This is a genomic window from Murimonas intestini (assembly GCF_024622195.1).
Lineage (GTDB): Bacteria > Bacillota > Clostridia > Lachnospirales > Lachnospiraceae > Murimonas > Murimonas intestini.
In genome coordinates this window covers 40,878-59,316 of the sequence record NZ_JANKBI010000010.1, presented here as the reverse complement: position 1 = coordinate 59,316, position 18,439 = coordinate 40,878, and the positions used below count along the sequence as shown (strand labels likewise).

The 18,439-nt window shown below is 47.1% G+C and carries 16 protein-coding genes; 14 read left to right on the top strand and 2 right to left on the bottom strand.

All coding sequences use genetic code 11. The features are described from left to right. The first annotated feature begins 1 nt into the window (after position 1). Both NSB28_RS14610 and holA read left to right on the top strand, forming a co-directional pair. Positions 2–211, top strand: coding sequence for a small, acid-soluble spore protein, alpha/beta type (locus NSB28_RS14610; RefSeq protein WP_109747257.1), 210 nt, complete (start codon positions 2–4; stop codon positions 209–211). 124 nt (positions 212–335) lie between these two features. Further along, on the top strand, positions 336–1,316 hold the full coding sequence (gene holA / locus NSB28_RS14605) for a DNA polymerase III subunit delta (protein WP_109747258.1): 981 nt from the start codon (positions 336–338) through the stop codon (positions 1,314–1,316). Between the two features lie 83 nt (positions 1,317–1,399). Here the strand turns inward: holA and NSB28_RS14600 are convergent, their stop codons facing one another. Continuing rightward, positions 1,400–2,290, bottom strand: coding sequence for a S66 peptidase family protein (locus NSB28_RS14600; protein ID WP_109747259.1), 891 nt, complete (start codon positions 2,288–2,290; stop codon positions 1,400–1,402). Between the two features lie 312 nt (positions 2,291–2,602). On the opposite strand from NSB28_RS14600, the gene NSB28_RS14595 reads away from it, so the two are divergent. Next, on the top strand, positions 2,603–4,045 hold the full coding sequence (locus NSB28_RS14595; RefSeq protein WP_109747260.1) for an alpha/beta hydrolase family protein: 1,443 nt from the start codon (positions 2,603–2,605) through the stop codon (positions 4,043–4,045). Between the two features lie 121 nt (positions 4,046–4,166). Here the strand turns inward: NSB28_RS14595 and rpsT are convergent, their stop codons facing one another. Then, positions 4,167–4,430 carry a 30S ribosomal protein S20 gene (gene rpsT, locus NSB28_RS14590; RefSeq protein ID WP_109747261.1) on the bottom strand — a complete coding sequence of 88 codons (264 nt, stop codon included), beginning with the start codon at positions 4,428–4,430 and terminating at the stop codon, positions 4,167–4,169. A 255-nt stretch (positions 4,431–4,685) separates the two neighbouring features. Here rpsT and gpr point away from each other — a divergent pair, with 255 nt between their 5' ends. The 11 genes from gpr (at position 4,686) to NSB28_RS14535 (ending at position 18,396) form a co-directional block, all read left to right on the top strand. After that, positions 4,686–5,639 carry a GPR endopeptidase gene (gpr, locus tag NSB28_RS14585; protein ID WP_109747262.1) on the top strand — a complete coding sequence of 318 codons (954 nt, stop codon included), beginning with the start codon at positions 4,686–4,688 and terminating at the stop codon, positions 5,637–5,639. 137 nt (positions 5,640–5,776) lie between these two features. Next, the gene (locus NSB28_RS14580) at positions 5,777–7,408 is read left to right on the top strand and encodes a stage II sporulation protein P (protein WP_257497853.1); all 1,632 of its coding nucleotides are present in this window, start codon (positions 5,777–5,779) and stop codon (positions 7,406–7,408) included. 59 nt (positions 7,409–7,467) lie between these two features. Beyond that, positions 7,468–9,282 carry a translation elongation factor 4 gene (gene lepA / locus NSB28_RS14575; RefSeq protein ID WP_109747263.1) on the top strand — a complete coding sequence of 605 codons (1,815 nt, stop codon included), beginning with the start codon at positions 7,468–7,470 and terminating at the stop codon, positions 9,280–9,282. A gap of 21 nt (positions 9,283–9,303) precedes the next feature. Beyond that, positions 9,304–10,011, top strand: coding sequence for an HD domain-containing protein (locus tag NSB28_RS14570; RefSeq protein WP_243134694.1), 708 nt, complete (start codon positions 9,304–9,306; stop codon positions 10,009–10,011). Between the two features lie 259 nt (positions 10,012–10,270). Further along, a complete protein-coding gene (locus NSB28_RS14565) occupies positions 10,271–11,041 on the top strand; it encodes a LuxR C-terminal-related transcriptional regulator (RefSeq protein WP_243134696.1) in 771 nt (256 codons plus the stop codon). Positions 11,042–11,235: 194 nt separating this feature from the next. Further along, entirely contained in the window at positions 11,236–11,949 is a 714-nt protein-coding gene (locus tag NSB28_RS14560) for an urea amidolyase associated protein UAAP1 (RefSeq protein ID WP_109747264.1), read from the top strand. Positions 11,950–12,013: 64 nt separating this feature from the next. Beyond that, positions 12,014–12,664, top strand: a complete 651-nt coding sequence (locus NSB28_RS14555; protein ID WP_109747265.1) for an urea amidolyase associated protein UAAP2 — start codon at positions 12,014–12,016, stop codon at positions 12,662–12,664. 21 nt (positions 12,665–12,685) lie between these two features. Next, entirely contained in the window at positions 12,686–16,297 is a 3,612-nt protein-coding gene (gene uca / locus NSB28_RS14550; protein WP_109747266.1) for an urea carboxylase, read from the top strand. Between the two features lie 22 nt (positions 16,298–16,319). Further along, complete coding sequence (locus tag NSB28_RS14545) at positions 16,320–17,666, top strand: allophanate hydrolase (protein ID WP_109747267.1); 1,347 nt, start codon at positions 16,320–16,322, stop codon at positions 17,664–17,666. A 44-nt stretch (positions 17,667–17,710) separates the two neighbouring features. After that, a complete protein-coding gene (locus NSB28_RS14540; protein WP_109747317.1) occupies positions 17,711–18,037 on the top strand; it encodes a P-II family nitrogen regulator in 327 nt (108 codons plus the stop codon). 14 nt (positions 18,038–18,051) lie between these two features. Further along, a complete protein-coding gene (locus tag NSB28_RS14535; protein WP_109747268.1) occupies positions 18,052–18,396 on the top strand; it encodes a P-II family nitrogen regulator in 345 nt (114 codons plus the stop codon). Positions 18,397–18,439 lie beyond the last annotated feature (43 nt).

The window sequence follows — 18,439 nt, the reverse complement described above, 5'->3', positions numbered from 1 at the left end:
TATGGCAAAGAAGGAAAAGAAAATAAAATTGGATGAACTGACACCGGAGGAACAGCTGAAATATGAAATAGCTGAGGAGCTGGGATTGATGGACAGAGTGCTGAAGGATGGCTGGAAGAGCCTTTCTGCAAAAGAGACAGGAAGGGTGGGCGGCCTTATGACAAAGAAGAAACGCGAGATGAAGATGGAGGCTTTAAAAGAAACAAAATAGCTTTTTAGAAAAGAAAGCCCCGGCCTTTTAAGCAAGGTCCCGCTTGACGGAAGTGCATTATTTTAGTATGATTATCAGAAGCAAACGGGCATTCCGGCAAGTTAAAGGATAGGGATGAGAACGAATGAAAAGCCTAATAGAAGATTTAAAAAAGCATGAATTTAAAAATGTCTACCTCCTGTTCGGGGAAGAGACTTATCTGAAGAACCAGTACAAGAACAAATTAAAAAACGCCCTGATCCCTGAGGGGGATACGATGAACCTGAATATTTATTCAGGAAAAGGAATTGACGTTAAAGAAGTGATAGACCAGGCGGAGACAATGCCCTTTTTCGGGGAAAGAAGGCTGATATTGATAGAGGACAGCGGATTCTTTAAGAATGCAAGCCCGGAGCTGGCTGATTACATGAAGACCGTGCCAGCCGAGACTTATATCGTTTTTGTAGAATCTGAAGTGGACAAAAGAGGAAAGCTGTACAAGGCTGTAAAGAGCGCAGGAAGACCGGTAGAATTTGCAAGGCAGGATGAAAAGACTCTGATGCGCTGGATACTGGGCATACTAAAGAGTGAGCGGAAGAATATTACCCAGGACACTATGCAGCTCTTTCTGGAAAAGACAGGGACCGATATGGAGAATATCTCCCAGGAGCTGGAAAAGCTTATCTGCTATACCATGGGCAGAGATGTAATAACAAAGGATGATGTGGAGGCAATAGGCACAAACCGCACAGTCAATAAGATCTTCGACATGATCAATGCGATCGCAGGCAGACAGCAGGCAAGGGCACTCTCACTATACTATGACCTGCTGGCATTGAAGGAGCCCCCAATGAGAATTCTGTTCCTCATAGCCAGGCAGTTCAATCTGCTGTATCAGGTCAAGGAACTTTTGGAGCAGGGGTATGATATCAATACCATAGCGTCTAAAACAGGACTGCAGAGCTTCATAGCCAGAAACTATGTGAGGCAGGCTGGAGCATTTACAAAAGAGAAGCTGAAAGAAGCCGTGGAAGATTGTGTGGATTCAGAAGAGGCAGTAAAGACAGGACAGATAAATGACAGAATGAGCGTAGAGCTGCTTATTGTAAAATACAGCGCGAAATAGAGGGACAGGGCAGAGCGGGAGGACGCTCTGCCTTTTATTTTGTCCCATTGTTCCCTTAAAAAGTAACATAGATTCTTTCCAGGTTATAAAAAATTCAGTAACTCTTTTTCACTGTTAAATTCAGCCATTCTACCTATTGGAAGAACTGCATGATTTTCCCCGTGTCCAAAGTCATCACAATATGCGGAGGGTATTTTGTGTTTTTCTCCGAAGCGTTTAATTCTTGCGAGAAGTTCCGGGTGTATACTGTCTGAATAATTTCCAAAGAGCAGCCCCCGGACATTATCTATAAAATCATATTGTTCCATATGTGACAGCATGGCACTGACGTAGCCGACATTGCCAAACACTTCGTGGTCTTCTATAAATAAAATATACTTTTTATCAGGGGCAAGCGGAAAATATCTGTTGCCCAAAAGCATTGCAAAATTCCGCGCATATCCCCCTATAAGTATACCTTTGCCTGTTCCAGAAGTCTGGATGTACCATTTGCTGTTTGATACATGCTTATTGCTGCTGCCTTCCACAAAGCTGCGCTGGAAACAGCCGTAATCATATTCTGTAAGTTCATTAAAAATATGCGGTGCCTGTCCATAAAACGTTTCCAGACCTGTTTTTGCCCAAACTGTATTGAGTATTGTTGTACCGTCACTATAGCTGCATATTATCTTGGGATTACGCTTAATATTTTCAAAATCAATGAAGGGAAGAAGTTCATTGCTTCCTTCACCGCCTCCGAAAAATATCATTCCCACCCTTTCATCTGTAATCAATTGGTTAAAATCTGACGCGCGTTCCTCTGGTGATGCAAGATAACCATATGTGTCCTTATACAGATTATTAGCTTCTAACACTTTGAATCCTGTCTTTGATTCAATTGCAGTGATGGTTTCTGCGTACTCTTTTCTGTCAGCAACATGACTTGCCGTACATATTCCAATCATTTTGTCCTTCGTCATCAATGGTGGTCTCATGATTCTTCTCCCTTTTCTGATCTTATATGTCAAGTCCTAAAAGCGCATATCACTACTTAGACTTTAATTTTATGGCTTCAATTCTAATCATACAATTCAGAAAAGAAAATGTAAAGTAACAATGTACAGACCGTAAGAAAATGATTTAATGTAAAGCTGTTTGTAACCGCTTAATCGTTCAAACGCGAAAAACCATACATCAGTCATCAGCTCTTTTGTTTTAGAATATGGCTGTGTTATACTACTGATATCAACAAATTATATGCATCTAAATTATAAGCATCGGGATTCAGGTGCGGACAGGAGGAGACAATGAAGAAGATGAATATGAAAGGCTTAGCTGCCCTGGGATTGGCTCTGGCGCTGGCTGGCAGCACAATAACTGCAGCGGCGGCTGAGACGGAGGCATCAGCAGCTGAGGAGGAAGCAGGTACAGAAGAGGCATCAACAGAAGAAGTATCAGCTGCTGCACAGGAAGAGGCAGGTACAGATGAGACATCGGGAGTGTCACAGGAGGAGAATGGATTAACAGATCTGGCCCAGGCATTTGCTGCTGACTTGATAGCAGGAGACTATGATAAGCTGAAAACAGATTATCCATATGTGGATGAAATGAAAAAAGCGGTGGATAGCGGGCAGCTGGAGCAGAGTATGGCGCCAGCCATAGCAGCTTCAGGTGAGCTGGGAAGTATTATGCCTGCCTGGATCAGTGACAGTACTGTCCAGTATACAAATGTGCAGGTACCGTGCGATTTTTCTGTGCAGCCGTGGAACATGGTAATCAGCTTTGATGCACAGGGCAAGATAGCAGGGATCCATACCGGCTTATATAAAGAAGAAAATGCTGGACCTGTAACACCGGAAGGAGTTAAGGAGACAGAAATGAGCCTGAAGATAAGGGATGGCTGGGAGCTTCCTGGAACCTTTACACAGCCCGAAAATCAAGATGAATATGCCGTGGTAGTATTTGTCCATGGTTCAGGTTCCAGCGACAGAAATGAGACAGTAGGGAAACTGAAGCCTTTTCAGGACCTGGCATGGGGGCTGGCACAGCAGGGTATAGCCTCTTACCGCTATGACAAGATCAGCTATGTTTACGGAGAAGAACTGGCAAAAGATAAAGATTTTACTGTTTATGATGAGACTGTGAATGATGCAGTATCAGCTGTAGAGATGGTACGCTCCCTGAAGGGAGTTACAAAAGTATATGTGGCCGGACACAGCCAGGGCGGCATGATGATGCCGGCTATAGCGGAAGCGTCTGCACCGGACGGATGTATCATGATGGCTGCGCCTGCCAGAAGCTTTACAGACACGCTCAGCCGCCAGTGTGAGTTTATGGAGAGCCTGAATCAGGAGCCCACAGATGAAGATAAGGCAGCATATGAAAACACCAGAAAAGAGGTGGAGCGCCTGAAAGACTGGAAGAGTCTTGGCGAGGATGAGACAGTGATGGGCCTGTATCCAGCATATATAGAGAGCATTCTGGAGTATGATAATGTAAAAGAAGCTGAAAATATGACTATGCCGGTACTTGTACTGCAGGGAGAGGAAGACTACCAGGTGACTATGGATGACTACAAGATCTGGGAAGACGGTTTTAAGGATAAAGAGAACTGGACATTTAAATCCTTCCCCGGCCTTACTCATATGTTCATGCCCGGCAGCTACGAGAACGGTCCGGCAGATTATACGGGGGAGAAACATATTCCTGAAAATGTAACAGATACTATTGCGGATTTTATACAAAACTGATGATTTAAGTCATTTGCCGTTTATGTCAAAAGAGAATAGAGGATAAAAAATAACCGGGTGACGGCCCCGGTTATTTTTTATTATTAGAGATACTAAAAAGGATCTCTTATTTTATTTATAATTAAGCAATGCTGTTGACAGCTTTTGTCAGTCGGGATACTTTTCTTGCTGAAGTATTCTTATGATAAACACCCTTCTTCGTAGCTTTGTCAATCACAGAAGTAGCATTGATCAGTGCAGCAGTTGCAGCTTCCTTATCCTTAGCGGCAATAGCAACGTCCACCTTTTTGATTGCTGTTTTAACACTTGATTTGATTGATTTGTTACGTTCAGCTTTTGTTCTGTTTACTAAGATTCTCTTCTTCGCAGATTTGATGTTAGCCAAGACCTACACCTCCAAAATTATTCTTCTTTATTAGTTGTTATTTTTTATTGTTTCATTAAAGCCGGACACGGACGTTCTAATGTAAACATTTTAGTAACTTTAATATCAGCAGTACCGCGGTCGATAAGCATAATGATATTAAGCAGTTACACATACTCATATATTCTAGTCCAACAAAGCTGGTATGTCAATACATAATTCTCAAAAAAATGTAAAAAATATGAGAAAAACAAAGAGTTTTTTAAGGAGGATGTCATGCTGGGCAAATTTAATATCAGAACCGATCTGGCGCTGGAGGCAAAAGAGAGTTACGAAGAAGATGATGTGGAGATCCGGGGTGTGAAAATCTGGGAAGACAAGGATGATGAGAAGGAGATCTGTACAACTACTGTTGTGATCGAGACGGAGAATGGCGCCAAGGCCATGGGAAAACCTGTGGGAACCTATATTACGCTGGAGGCTCCTCATCTGTCAATGCCTGATGAGGGATATCACAGAGAAATATCAATGGAGCTGTCCAAACATCTGAAAAAACTCATGGGTGAGAAGGAACAGTCTGTGCTTATCGTTGGCCTGGGAAACAGGGATGTGACACCTGATGCACTCGGCCCCTGTGTTGTTGGAAATGTGCGCATAACAAGGCATGTAATTAAGGAATACGGCAAGTTTTCCATGAATGAAGAAAAGATGAACATGATAAGCGGCCTCATTCCGGGTGTCATGGCCCAGACCGGTATGGAAACTCTGGAAATCATACAGGGTGTTGTGGATGAGACAAAGCCGGACCTTGTTATCGTCATTGATGCCTTGGCAGCCAGGAGTACGAGAAGGCTGAACAGGACTATCCAGATCACTGATACGGGCATCAATCCGGGATCAGGCGTGGGTAACCACAGAAACGGAATAAGCGAGCAGGTGCTGGGTGTGCCTGTCATTGCCATCGGTGTGCCGACGGTAGTGGATGCCGCCACCATCGTAAATGATGCTATGGAGACATTGATTGCCTCAATGGATGAGGCGGAAGGCATCAAGAACCTGGGGGGCGCCCTGGGAACACTGGATAAGGCAGAGAAGCATGAGCTTATCCATGAACTGATCTCACCGCATCTTAATACCATGTTTGTCACACCAAAAGATATTGATGATACCATCAAGAGGATCAGCTTTACCATCTCAGAAGGAATCAATGCCGCGCTTAAGCTGTCATAATTGGAGATGTTTCTTCATATAATGAACACATATAGCTATGTGGACAGGTATTCGCCAGATAAATGTGCATGCACGTTTATCTGGCTCGTTGTCAGCTTAAAGGCACCAAAGGGCGCCTTTGTGATTGGGGTGAAAATATGAAGCATATGCAGAAATTGGTCCGTATGGTAATATGGACAGGCATCTTCGCCGTCGGGACTTATATATTGATCCGGGGGATCGGAATCATGGAAGACAGCGGATTCCTTGATATACATAGCCTGATTGAGAAAATGTCGGTGGATACGTATATGGCTGGGCTGACATATGAAGAACCTGGGGAAGATAAAAATAAAGACTGGGTCCAGCGCATCATAGGTGAGCAATTTCCTGTATATGATTATGTCAGAAACTATCTGGAGGATACCAAGGCCATCGAGAGCAGCCCCGAATATCAGATGATGGTTGAAGCCGAGGGGGAGGACAGCAGACTTCAGGACGGCCATGACCAGCTGCCCGGCCATCCGGCGGGCGATGGTGCAGGAGGCACGGGAGGCCAGGGAGCAGGAAACGGGAATTCTGGCATGGAAGGTCAGGGAGCCGGAAACGAGAACCATGGAACAGAGGGGGCGGGAGCCGGCAATGAAAGTTCAGGAACAGAAAATCCGGGAGCTGGAACAGAGAGTTCAGGAACAGAAGGTACAGGAGCCGGAACGGAGAGTTCGGGAACAGAAGGTACAGGAGTCGGGACAGAGGGTTCAGGAACAGAAGGTACAGGAGCCGGGACAGAGGATTCAGGAACAGAAGGTACAGGAGCCGGGACAGAGGATTCAGTAACGGAAAATCCGGGAGCCGGAACAGAAAGCCAGGTGACGGAAGCCCAGTCACCGGATACTGAGAGTCCAGGAATGGAAAGACCGGACGCGGAAACTGAAAAGACCGGCAGCGATACACAGCTGGCAGACGCGTCACAGTCCAATATGATGAATCAGCCGGGAGGCATGGCCCGGCAGCCAATAGCAGAGGTGCCAATGGACCAGCTGCAGAACTTTGATTATCTTCTGAATAATTTTTTCACAGTAGACATGACTACAACTATCGACAGCAGCAGATTAAACCTGGACTCATTAATGGGCAAAGACCTCAGCATAAGCGAAGACAATTCAAAGCCCCAGATACTGATCTACCACACACATTCCCAGGAAGGATTTACCGATTCAGTACCTGGAGATACGGGTACGACCATCGTTGGGGTGGGGGAGCACCTGGCAGAACTTCTGCGGGATAAATATGGATTTAATGTCATCCATCATACTGCCGTGTATGATATGATCGACGGGGTATTGGACAGGAACAAGGCGTATAATCTGGCAGCGCCGGATATACAGAGTATACTCGATACTTATCCGTCAATAGAGGTGGTGATCGACCTGCACAGGGACGGAGTGGACGGTTACAGGTTTGTGACTGATATAGACGGGAAGCCTACGGCCAGGATCATGTTTTTTAACGGACTCAGCTATTCTGCTGAGACAGGGGATATTGACTATCTCCCTAACCCGTATGTCCAGGATAACCTTGCTTTTTCCTTTCAGCTTCAGCTCAAGGCTGCGCAGTACTATCCGGGATTCACCAGGAATATCTACCTGAAGAGTCTGCGCTTTAACCTCCATATGCGTCCGCGTTCACTGCTGATAGAGTCAGGTACACAGTTAAATACGGTAGAAGAAGAGATGAATGCCATGGAACCACTTGCAGATATTCTGAATCAGGTATTGCGCGGAGAGTAAAAGATGTGATAAACTGTTTTCTGAAATAGACTGTGGAATTACCACAAGGAGGAACGTAAGTGACACAGAACGATCAGAGCAAAATAAGGAATTTTTGCATTATTGCACATATAGACCACGGTAAATCTACACTGGCAGACCGCATCATCGAGATGACCGGACTTCTGACCAGCCGTGAGATGCAGGCCCAGGTTCTGGATAATATGGAACTGGAGCGTGAGAGGGGCATCACTATTAAAGCGCAGGCAGTGCGCACCGTGTACAAGGCTAAAGACGGGGAAGAATATATATTTAATCTGATTGATACCCCGGGACATGTGGATTTTAATTATGAGGTATCGCGCAGCCTTGCAGCCTGTGAGGGGGCGATCCTTGTTGTTGATGCGGCACAGGGTATAGAGGCCCAGACACTTGCAAATGTGTATCTGGCAATCGACCATAACCTGGATGTCATGCCGGTCATTAATAAGATAGACCTGCCAAGTGCCGAGCCGGAGAGAGTAATAAATGAGATTGAAGATATTATCGGAATCGAGGCTCAGGATGCCCCTCTGATCTCAGCTAAGACAGGCCAGAATGTAGAAGAAGTTCTGGAGCAGATCATTACAAAGATACCGGCTCCGGAAGGTGATGCGAATGCACCTTTAAAAGCATTGATTTTTGATTCTCTCTATGATTCCTACAAGGGAGTAATTATTTTTTGCAGGATAAAAGAGGGAAGTGTGAAGCGTGGAACTCAGATGCTCATGATGGCCACCGGTGCAAGGGCAGAGGTGGTGGAAGTGGGATACTTCGGGGCAGGCCAGTTCATACCCTGTGACGAACTCTCAGCTGGTATGGTAGGCTACATTACAGCATCCCTCAAAAATGTAAAAGACACACGCGTTGGTGATACAATAACAGACGCTGAAAATCCGTGTGAACAGCCGCTGCCGGGATATAAGAAGGTAAATCCAATGGTATACTGCGGTATGTATCCTGCTGACGGGGCAAAGTATCCTGACCTTCGGGATGCACTGGAAAAGCTGCAGCTTAATGACGCATCCCTGCATTTTGAGCCGGAGACATCCATCGCGCTGGGATTTGGTTTCAGGTGCGGTTTCCTGGGACTGCTGCATCTGGATATCATCCAGGAGCGTCTGGAAAGAGAATATAATCTGGATCTTGTTACTACTGCACCGGGTGTTATCTACAAGATCCATAAGACAAATGGGGAAGTCATCGAGCTGACCAACCCATCCAACCTGCCCGACCCGTCAGAAATAGAATATATGGAAGAGCCTATCGTAGGCGCTGAGATCATGGTGACAACAGAATTTATCGGCTCCATCATGGAGCTGTGCCAGCAGAGGCGGGGCAATTACCTGGGGATGGAGTATATGGAGGAGACAAGGGCGCTGCTTAAATACGAGCTTCCGCTGAACGAAATCATATATGACTTTTTTGATGCGCTGAAATCACGTTCCAGAGGATATGCATCCTTTGATTATGAGATGAAGGGGTATCAGCAGTCAGAACTTGTGAAGCTGGATATCCTTGTCAACCATGAAGAAGTGGATGCCCTTTCCTTTATCGTACACGCAGATACTGCTTATGACAGAGGGCGGAGAATGTGCGAAAAGCTAAAGGAAGAGATTCCGCGCCAGCTCTTTGAGATCCCTATCCAGGCAGCTATCGGAAGCAAGATCATAGCCAGGGAGACGGTAAAAGCTATGCGCAAGGACGTACTCGCCAAATGTTACGGCGGTGATATCAGCCGTAAGAGAAAACTTCTGGAGAAACAGAAGGAAGGCAAGAAGCGTATGCGCCAGATAGGAAATGTTGAGATTCCGCAGAAGGCATTTATGAGTGTCCTGAAGCTGGATGATAAATAGAAGTCTGAAGGGAAACGTAAAATGATGGATAGGACAACCTATGAGCTGATAGAAAATTATATGCTTTCCTGGATGAAAGACAGCGCCCACGATAAAGATCATATCTACCGTGTCTTATATAACGCACTGGATATTGCCTCAGGGGAAGAAATGGTGGACTATGATGTCCTGGTCTGTGCGTGTCTGCTGCATGATATAGGGCGGCAGGAGCAGTTTGAGGATCCGGGCCTGTGCCACGCTGAAGAAGGAGCAAAGAAGGCTTTTAATTTTCTGGCTGCAAATGGCTTTTCAGAAGAATTTGCCAGGAAGGTCAGTTCATGCATCAGGGCACACCGCTACAGATCGGATTCCCGGCCGGAGAGTATAGAGGCAAAGATCTTATATGATGCCGACAAGATAGATGTTACGGGAGCTGTGGGGATAGCCAGGACTATCTTTTACGGAGGACAGTTATCAGAACCGCTCTATACAGTCTCGCCCGATGGAGTAGTATCAGACGGGTCAGAGGACAAAGAGCCGTCATTCTTCCAGGAATACAAGTATAAGCTGGAGGGCCTTTATACAAAGTTTTATACTGCACGCGGAACTCAGATCGCTTCAGAACGCCGGGATGCGGCAGTATCGTTTTATGAGAGCATGCTGAAAGAAGTACGGGATTCATACAGCACAGGCTCCAGGATATTTAAAGATCTGATAGATGGTCAGAGCGAAGGGCAGAGCAATATGTAAAGCTAACAAAAAGATTATTATTGCATTTACAGAAATGGTATGATAATATATTTCTCAATTTAAAATGCAGTAAAATCACCATGTTAATTTGAGTGATATATGGTCTTAAAATGTGGATTAAAAGAGATGAGAATGCGCAAGGGAGTGCAGCTTTGGCTGTACTCCCTTTTCCTGTTGCAGAAAATAATGTATTCATCCGGGGGATGAGAGGCTGCATGACCGGAACAAAAGCTGTGTGGGAGAAAGAAGGATAATCATTATGGCTGTATTAAAAGAAACGGAATGGAGTACGATCAACCGTGTTTTGCTGGAACTTTACGAGATCCGGGAACTGAATCAGCTGACGGAAAAGATGCTGAAGGTGTTCAGGATGCTGATTCCCTACTCACAGGGTTATTTTTTGATCTATGATCCGGAGGGTGAAATCGACCTCACTTATTCCTCTTTTCTGGAGATGGATGAGCGGACCTTTAATACGTATACAGAAATGTATTATGAAAAAGATTATCTTAGACTGGTATTTGAACTGTCTGATGGTACTATAACTTACCGGGATACAGATATCATGGAAGAGTCAATAAGAAAAAAGACGGAATTCTACCGGGAATTTTTATGGCCTAACAATATTCCGTATGGACTTGGCATTGTTCTGCGCCGGGAAGGCAGGCTCCTGGGGATCATTAATCTGTTCAGGAGCGGTGAATTGGGTGACTTTTCGGATAAGGATCTTTATATACTGGAAGTCATAAAAGACCACCTGGCAAATCGTGTAGCCGGCCTGGAAGAGCCGGCCTGCGAGAGGAGCGGACAGAGAACTATCGAAACATTGGAGCGGGCGGCGTGTATTTACGGATTTTCACAGAGGGAAAAAGAGGTGGTAGACTGCCTGGTGAAGGGATGCTCCAATGCTCTGATAGGTGAGGAACTCTCGATCAGCGAATCCACAGTCAAAAAACACATATATAATGTGTATCTGAAGACGGATGTCAATACAAGAACGCAGCTGCGGGCGCTGCTGGATAAGGTGTAATACTAGAACTTTAGTAGAACTTTCTGACCGAAAGTTCTACTTTTTTCTGATAAAATTCTCCGTTTGTGGAATTGTGGGCAGGAATCCGCAGTGATAAAATGGGTAACATTAAAAGAAAGCTGAACAGGCGTGCGAGGGTGCATATCAATCTTAGATATGCACCCTCTTTCTTATCCGGAAAGGTGGAAATGATTATGGAAAAGATCTGGAGCAAACAGTTAAAACCAGGAGAAAAGTGGTCAGGAAATATTGGAAGAGGCAAGTATATCCATTTTAAGGCTCTGGGGGAGGATGCCAATGTATCTGTTTTATTGTACAACATGCGTGATACATCAGAGCGGTACAATATGCCGGACAGCCTGAAGGCACAGTACACGGCTCATCTGACAAGAGGCAACGTGCTCATGAGCGATAATGGCAGGGTGCTTGCCAGTATTGTGGAGGACAGCCTGGGGTGGCATGACGCCATAGCCGGGTATACCACAAGGGCGATGACGGATGAGAAGTATGGCAGGACAACATATCAGGAGATGAGGAATGACTGGCTGCGCTGCGGGGAAGAAAATTTCAGGATAGAACTTGTCAGAAATGACATGAGTCCCCGTGACCTGGTGCCTTGTGTGAACCTGTTTTCAAAGGTCTATGTAGAGGAGGACGGCAGCATGCACTATGAAAGCGGCCACTGTCAGGCGGGGGCTACTGTGACGCTGCGGACTGAGATGGATATACTGCTCATTGTATCCAATACACCAAACCCTCTGAATCCTGCTGCGCTATATCCGGCTGTGCCTGTGACAATGGAGGTATACAAAGCTCCCAAGGTGGACCTGACAGACGAATGTGTGAATTACAGGCCTGAAAATTACAGGGCTTTTGAAAACACCTGGGATTATATAAATCTGCTGTAAATATTCAGGCGGATACAGCGTAACACGAGAACAATAACCTGCATGGAATAAGGAGGACGACAGGATGTATGGATTTATAAAAAGAGAAAGTGATCTAAAGATAGAGGATGCTGTTTACGATGAAGTTCTGGAGGCGGGGAAGGGATGGATGCATGAGCTGCTGCCGGGGCAGTCTTTCCGGATACTGGATCTGGAAGGGAATCAGGCGGTTGACACTACATTTTATGATATGACTGATCCGGAGGACCACTACGGCGCAGTGGCGACAATCACAGCCCAGCAGAATATATATCTGACGACAGGAAGTATCCTGAGGGCAGAATCAGGAAAGCCTCTTCTTGAGATCACAGCGGATCTTACCGGGCGCCACGATACACTGGGCGGCGCCTGCTCCTCACAGAGCAATACGGTGCGCTATGCAAGGGAAAAAATAGATATGCATAACTGCCGCGACAGCTTTATGCTTGCGCTGGCGGAAAATAACTGTGGCATATGGAAAAGAGATCTGGCACCGAACATTAATTTTTTTATGAATGTGCCGGTCACAAAGGAAGGCGGCCTGAAATTCGATGATGGAGTGTCAGCGCCTGGAAAATATGTGGAAATGAAAGCTTTAGAGCATACGATGGTTCTGATCAGCAACTGTCCGCAGCTAAATAACCCATGCAATGCATATAACCCGTCGCCGGTCAGGCTGCTGATCTGGGACGAATAGCAGGGAGGAGTGAGTGCACAGATGTTTAAAAAAATATTGATTGCTAACCGCGGCGCAATCGCGGTCAGGATAGAGAGAACTTTAAAAAAGATGGGAATTGAAAGTGTAGCTGTCTATTCAGAGGCGGACAGGGACAGCCTGCATGTTGAGAATGCAGATGAAGCAGTGCTGCTGGGAGATGGAAATGCCAGGGAGACATATCTGGACGCGGAGAAAATAGTAAAGGCAGCCCTGGATACAGGGGCAGAGGCTGTTCATCCCGGGTATGGATTCTTAAGTGAAAATACAGATTTTGCAAGAAAATGTGCAGAATGCGGTATTACATTCATCGGTCCGGCACCGGAACAGATAGAACTGTTCGGCTTGAAACACTCTGCCAGGGAACTGGCTCAAAAGGCGCAGGTGCCTCTGCTGCAGGGGACAGGGCTGCTGAGGGGAGTGGAAGAGGCGGTAAAGGAAGCAGAAGGGATAGGTTATCCTGTTATCTTAAAAAGTACTGCCGGAGGCGGCGGAATTGGCATGCGGATCTGCGGCAGCCAAAAAGAACTTGAGAAGGCATTTGATGCTGTTTGCCATCTGGCTGCGGCCAATTTCAATAATGCAGGTGTCTTTCTGGAAAAGTATGTAGATCAGTCACGTCATGTAGAGGTGCAGATATTTGGAAATGAATATGGGGAAGCAGCAGCCCTGGCGGAACGCGACTGTTCCGTACAGCGAAGAAATCAAAAAGTGGCAGAAGAGTGCCCGGCTCCCAATCTGCCTGGAAAAGTGCGGACGAAGATGTACGAAGCAGCTGAACGGCTGGCTGCAGCTGCCGGCTACCGAAGCGCCGGGACAGTGGAATTTCTGTATGATGAGAAAGCAGAGGAATTTTATTTTCTGGAAGTCAATACACGTCTTCAGGTAGAGCATGGAATTACAGAAGAGGTATTGGGCATCGATCTGGTGGAATGGATGGTGGAAGAAGCCGCCGGGGAATTGAGGCAGTTAAAGTCCAGGATCAGGAAACCGTCGGGCCATGCGATAGAGGTCAGAGTATATGCGGAAGACTGCCTGAACAGCTTCAGACCGGGCACAGGTAAGATTGATGATGCATTATTTGACATGTCTGCACGTGTAGAGACCTGGATACGCAGAGGGATTGAGATCACACCTCTTTACGACCCCATGCTTGCTAAATTAATTGTACATGGAAAGGACAGGAGGGACGCAGTTAAGAAAATGCAGCATGTCCTGCGTCATACAAGGATCTATGGAGTGACAACAAACCTTCAGTATCTGCTTGCACTGGTTCAGTCAGAAGACTATGACAGGGGGCGGCTGTCCACAGGCATGCTTGGACGTTTCTTCCCCCAGGAAGCCGCGCTTGAGGTTCTGGAGCCGGGCGTACAGACTACCGTGCAGGATTATCCGGGAATGACCGGTTTCTGGGCTGTGGGAGTTCCGCCCTGCGGCCCTATGGATAACTACAGCTTCCGTATCGGCAACAGTATACTGGGAAATGCAGAGGATGCCCCGGGGCTGGAAATGACCCTGCGGGGAGGCAGCTTCCGGTTCCGCACAAGCGTCAGCTTCTGTGTGACAGGGGCAGATATGGGAGCCACACTGGATGGAGAACCAATTGCCATGTATCAGGTGATACATGCAGCGCCTATGCAGATCCTGAAATTTGGCGAGTGCAAAAGGGGGATGCGGACCTACCTGCTGACAGCAGGCGGGCTGGATATGCCAAAAATCATGGGCAGCAGTTCTACATTTATCGATGGGAAATTCGGCGGTCATAATGGCCGGGTACTGCGGTCAGGCGATGTCCTCAGACTGAATGAGAACTGCCTGATTGATTCTATAGAATCTTTCCCGGAGAAATGCAGGCCAAAACTGACAAATGACTGGGTGATCGGAGTGATCCCGGGACCCCAGCCCACGGGTGAGTATCTGTCGGAAGAATATCTTCATACACTGACAAATTCGGAGTATGAAGTAAATTTTAACAGTGCACGCACAGGGATACGCCTGAATGGACCGATACCCCAGTGGGTTCGGGAAGACGGAGGAGAAGCAGGTCTTCATCCTTCGAATATTCATGATAATGCATACGCTGTGGGTACCCTTGATCTGACGGGAGACCAGTCTGTATTATTAGGGCCGGACGGCCCGAGTCTGGGAGGTTTTGTGTGCTCTGTCACTGCAGCAAAGGGTGAATTGTGGAAACTGGGCCAGCTCCATCCTGGCGATAAGGTACATTTCAGACTGATGAGCCTGGAACAGGCAGCAGCGGCGAGAAAGCTGCTGGAAGGGAATCTGAACCAGGAATACAGGAGTCTGCCGGTGCCAAAGAATGAAAAGCTGGAACCTGAATATGCCATTCTGGGGCGCGGGGAATCTGACGGGACTAAAATTGTGGTGCGCCTTGCAGGTGAGGAGAACATACTTGCAGAGTATGGGGAGATGGAACTGAACATTGAACTTCGGTTCAGGGTGCATATCCTGATGCAGGAACTGGAGAAGATGAAGCTTCCAATCATCGATCTTACTCCCGGTATACGTTCTCTTCAGATACATTTTGATACAGACAGGACAGACGCTTTGAAGATGGCGGCCACTGTTATTAAGGTCAATGACGGCCTGCCGGATTTATCCAATATTACAGTACCTTCCAGGATCATCAGCCTGCCGCTTTCCTGGGATGATCCCCAGACACGCCTGGCAGCAGAGCGGTATCAGCAGACAGTGCGTCCCAATGCGCCGTGGTGTCCCAGCAATCCGGAATTCATAAGGAGAATCAATGGGCTGGACAGTCTGGAGGACGTAAAAAGCATTGTATTTGATGCCAGCTATCTGGTTCTGGGGCTGGGGGATGTTTATCTGGGGGCGCCTGTAGCAACCCCGGTAGATCCCAGGCACCGTATGGTTACAACGAAGTATAATCCGGCCCGTCCGTGGACACCGGAAAATGCGGTGGGGATTGGGGGCGCTTACCTGTGTGTATACGGCATGGAAGGCCCCGGAGGCTACCAGTTTGTGGGAAGAACAGTCCAGATGTGGAATCCCCTGCGGGAGACAGAGTACTTTAAAAAGGGAAAACCATGGCTTCTGAACTTCTTTGACCAGATAAAATTTTATCCGGTCAGCCCAGAAGAAATACTGAAGGACAGAGAAGATTTCCTCAGAGGCAGGTTTCAGATCGACATCAAAGAGACAACTTTTAATCTGGGAGAATATAAGAAATTTCTGAAAAATCATGCGGCCGCCATATCGGAATTTAAAGAGCATCAGGAAGCGGCATTTGAGGCGGAGCGCCGGATGTGGAAAGAAAATGGGCTGGACGAATTTGATTCAGAGACACAGGATGCCCCTGCCATTACAGATGAGGAGATACCTGAAGGCTGCGAGGCGGCCAGGACAAATATTCCGGGAAGTGTCTGGAAAGTTCTGGTGAAAGAGGGGCAGGAAGTACAGGAAGGAGAGACACTTGCTGTATTGGAGAGCATGAAGATGGAGTTTCCTGTGGAGGCAGTGCACGGGGGACTTATAGAAAAAGTCTGTCTGGTGCCGGGTGAGCAGGTAAATGCAGGGCAGCTGGCAGCATGTATACGGACGGCACAGCCAAGTGACAGTACAGTGACACATTGAAATCGAAAGGACGGGAGACGATATGGGATATTTTCCGGAGAAATTTACAATTGCCTGGCTGCGAAACAGTTACAGGTCGAAAGAAGTGACACCGGCCGAAGTGGCGGAGGAGATCATAAGGAGGGCGGACAGATACAGGGAGTACCATATCTGGATACAGGAACCGTCAGCCGGCCTGATGCAGAATTATATAGAAAATCTGCCGCAGGACCCATCTTCACTTCCTCTGTGGGGTATCCCCTTTGCCATCAAAGATAATATTGACCTGGAACAGGTACCGACTTCGGCTGCCTGTCCGGACTATGCATATATACCAAGGGAGAATGCAGCGGTGGCAGAACGGCTGATCAGAGCAGGGGCCATACCCGTGGGAAAGACAAACATGGATCAGTTTGCCACAGGGCTGGTGGGAACCAGAAGCCCGTATGGGGAAGTAAAAAATGCCATGAACCCGGAACTGATAAGCGGCGGTTCCAGTTCCGGTTCTGCGGTGGCGGTAGCACTGGGAACGGCAGCTTTTGCACTTGGAACCGATACTGCCGGGTCTGGCCGGGTACCGGCAGCATTGAACGGGCTGGTGGGATATAAACCATCTCCGGGTGCCTGGTCTGTACGGGGAGTCGTACCGGCCTGTGCAAGCCTTGACTGTATAAGCGTATTTGCAAATACATTGGCGGATGCAAAAGAAATAGATACACAGGCCAGAGGATATGACTCTCTCTGCTGCTGGTCCAGGAAGTATAAACAGCAAGAAGCTTCTGTTCCAACTAAAATATGTCTTCCATATAACAATATAGCCTTTTTTGGAGAGTACGCTGATATATATGAGCCAAAATGGGAAGAGGCAAAAAAACGGATCACGGAATTGGGCATCCCTGTGGAATTTATTGATTATTCCATATTTGCAGAGGCGGCGAAAGTTCTGTATGAAGGCCCCTGGGTTGCTGAACGATGGTGTGATCTGGGCGGTTTCGTGGAACAAAACCCGGGAAAAATATTCCCCGTGACGGAGAAAATATTGCGGGGCGGGGCAAAGGAAGAATATACGGCTGCTGGTACTTTTAAGGCTCTGCACAAAATACAGGAGCTCAAGAGAAAGGCGAAAATCATGTTAGAGGATACAGTGCTGGTGCTGCCCACGGCAGGGGGCACATTTACCAGAAAAGAAGTAAGAGAAAAGCCGGTGGAGACAAACAGCATGATGGGGCTTTACACAAACCACTGTAATCTGCTGGAGCTGTGTGCAGCGGCTGTCCCGCAGAACATGGAAGACAAGGAACTGCCCTTTGGAATAACCATGTTTGCCCTGGCAGAGGAGGAAAGTCTGGTCTGGGGGCTTGCAGAAAAATTTCTGGAAGAAGAACGGTAATGCCTGCCGTGTGCAGGCTGCAAAACAGCGAGGAGGAATCTAAAATGAAAATGATTAAAGCGATTGTAAGGCCGGAAAAGGCGGAAGATGTTCTTGATGCATTAATGGCGCAGGGATTTGCAGCAACGACTAAGATGAGTGTCCTGGGCAGAGGAAAACAAAAGGGCCTGAAGGTAGGGGACACGTATTATGACGAGATACCTAAAGAAATGCTCATGATTGTCATAGAGGACAAAGAGGAGGACAAGGTAGTTCGGCTTATCGCGGGTGCAGCCAAGACAGATAAAAATGGAACATATGGGGACGGCAAAATCTTTGTCAGCCAGGTAGAAAGGGCAGTGACCATCAGCAGCGGGGAAGAGGGGCTGTAGAAGGAGGAGAGACCATGAAAGAGGTAATGTTAATCTTAAGGCCAAAGATGTATTTTAAGACAAAAGAGGCGCTTGATAAAGCCGGATTCCATTCCCTGAATGTACATGAGGTGACCGGCAGGGGCCGGGAACCTGTACAGTATGTCCTGGATGAAGAAAATGGAGAGATCAGGCACCGTCTGGTGGCTAAGAGGCTGGTAGACATGTTTGTAAGGGATGAAGAAGTGCAGGATTTAATTGAAACAGTAGTGGAAGTCAATAAGACGAACCACGCGGGGGACGGCAAGATTTTTGTGATGCCGGTGGAAGATGCCATGCGTGTTCGGACAGGGGAACAGGGATTAGAGGCAATCATATAGAAGAATATTGACAGCTATATTCGGACGAGAGGATGCGGAGAAT

Coding starts and splice junctions, on each gene's coding strand:
- NSB28_RS14610 (WP_109747257.1), top strand. CDS start 2: ATGGCAAAGAAGGAAAAGAAAATAAAATTGGATGAACTGACACCGGAG.
- holA (WP_109747258.1), top strand. CDS start 336: ATGAAAAGCCTAATAGAAGATTTAAAAAAGCATGAATTTAAAAATGTC.
- NSB28_RS14600 (WP_109747259.1), bottom strand. CDS start 2,290: ATGAGACCACCATTGATGACGAAGGACAAAATGATTGGAATATGTACG.
- NSB28_RS14595 (WP_109747260.1), top strand. CDS start 2,603: ATGAAGAAGATGAATATGAAAGGCTTAGCTGCCCTGGGATTGGCTCTG.
- gpr (WP_109747262.1), top strand. CDS start 4,686: ATGCTGGGCAAATTTAATATCAGAACCGATCTGGCGCTGGAGGCAAAA.
- NSB28_RS14580 (WP_257497853.1), top strand. CDS start 5,777: ATGAAGCATATGCAGAAATTGGTCCGTATGGTAATATGGACAGGCATC.
- NSB28_RS14570 (WP_243134694.1), top strand. CDS start 9,304: ATGATGGATAGGACAACCTATGAGCTGATAGAAAATTATATGCTTTCC.
- NSB28_RS14565 (WP_243134696.1), top strand. CDS start 10,271: ATGGCTGTATTAAAAGAAACGGAATGGAGTACGATCAACCGTGTTTTG.
- NSB28_RS14560 (WP_109747264.1), top strand. CDS start 11,236: ATGGAAAAGATCTGGAGCAAACAGTTAAAACCAGGAGAAAAGTGGTCA.
- NSB28_RS14555 (WP_109747265.1), top strand. CDS start 12,014: ATGTATGGATTTATAAAAAGAGAAAGTGATCTAAAGATAGAGGATGCT.
- uca (WP_109747266.1), top strand. CDS start 12,686: ATGTTTAAAAAAATATTGATTGCTAACCGCGGCGCAATCGCGGTCAGG.
- NSB28_RS14545 (WP_109747267.1), top strand. CDS start 16,320: ATGGGATATTTTCCGGAGAAATTTACAATTGCCTGGCTGCGAAACAGT.
- NSB28_RS14540 (WP_109747317.1), top strand. CDS start 17,711: ATGAAAATGATTAAAGCGATTGTAAGGCCGGAAAAGGCGGAAGATGTT.
- NSB28_RS14535 (WP_109747268.1), top strand. CDS start 18,052: ATGAAAGAGGTAATGTTAATCTTAAGGCCAAAGATGTATTTTAAGACA.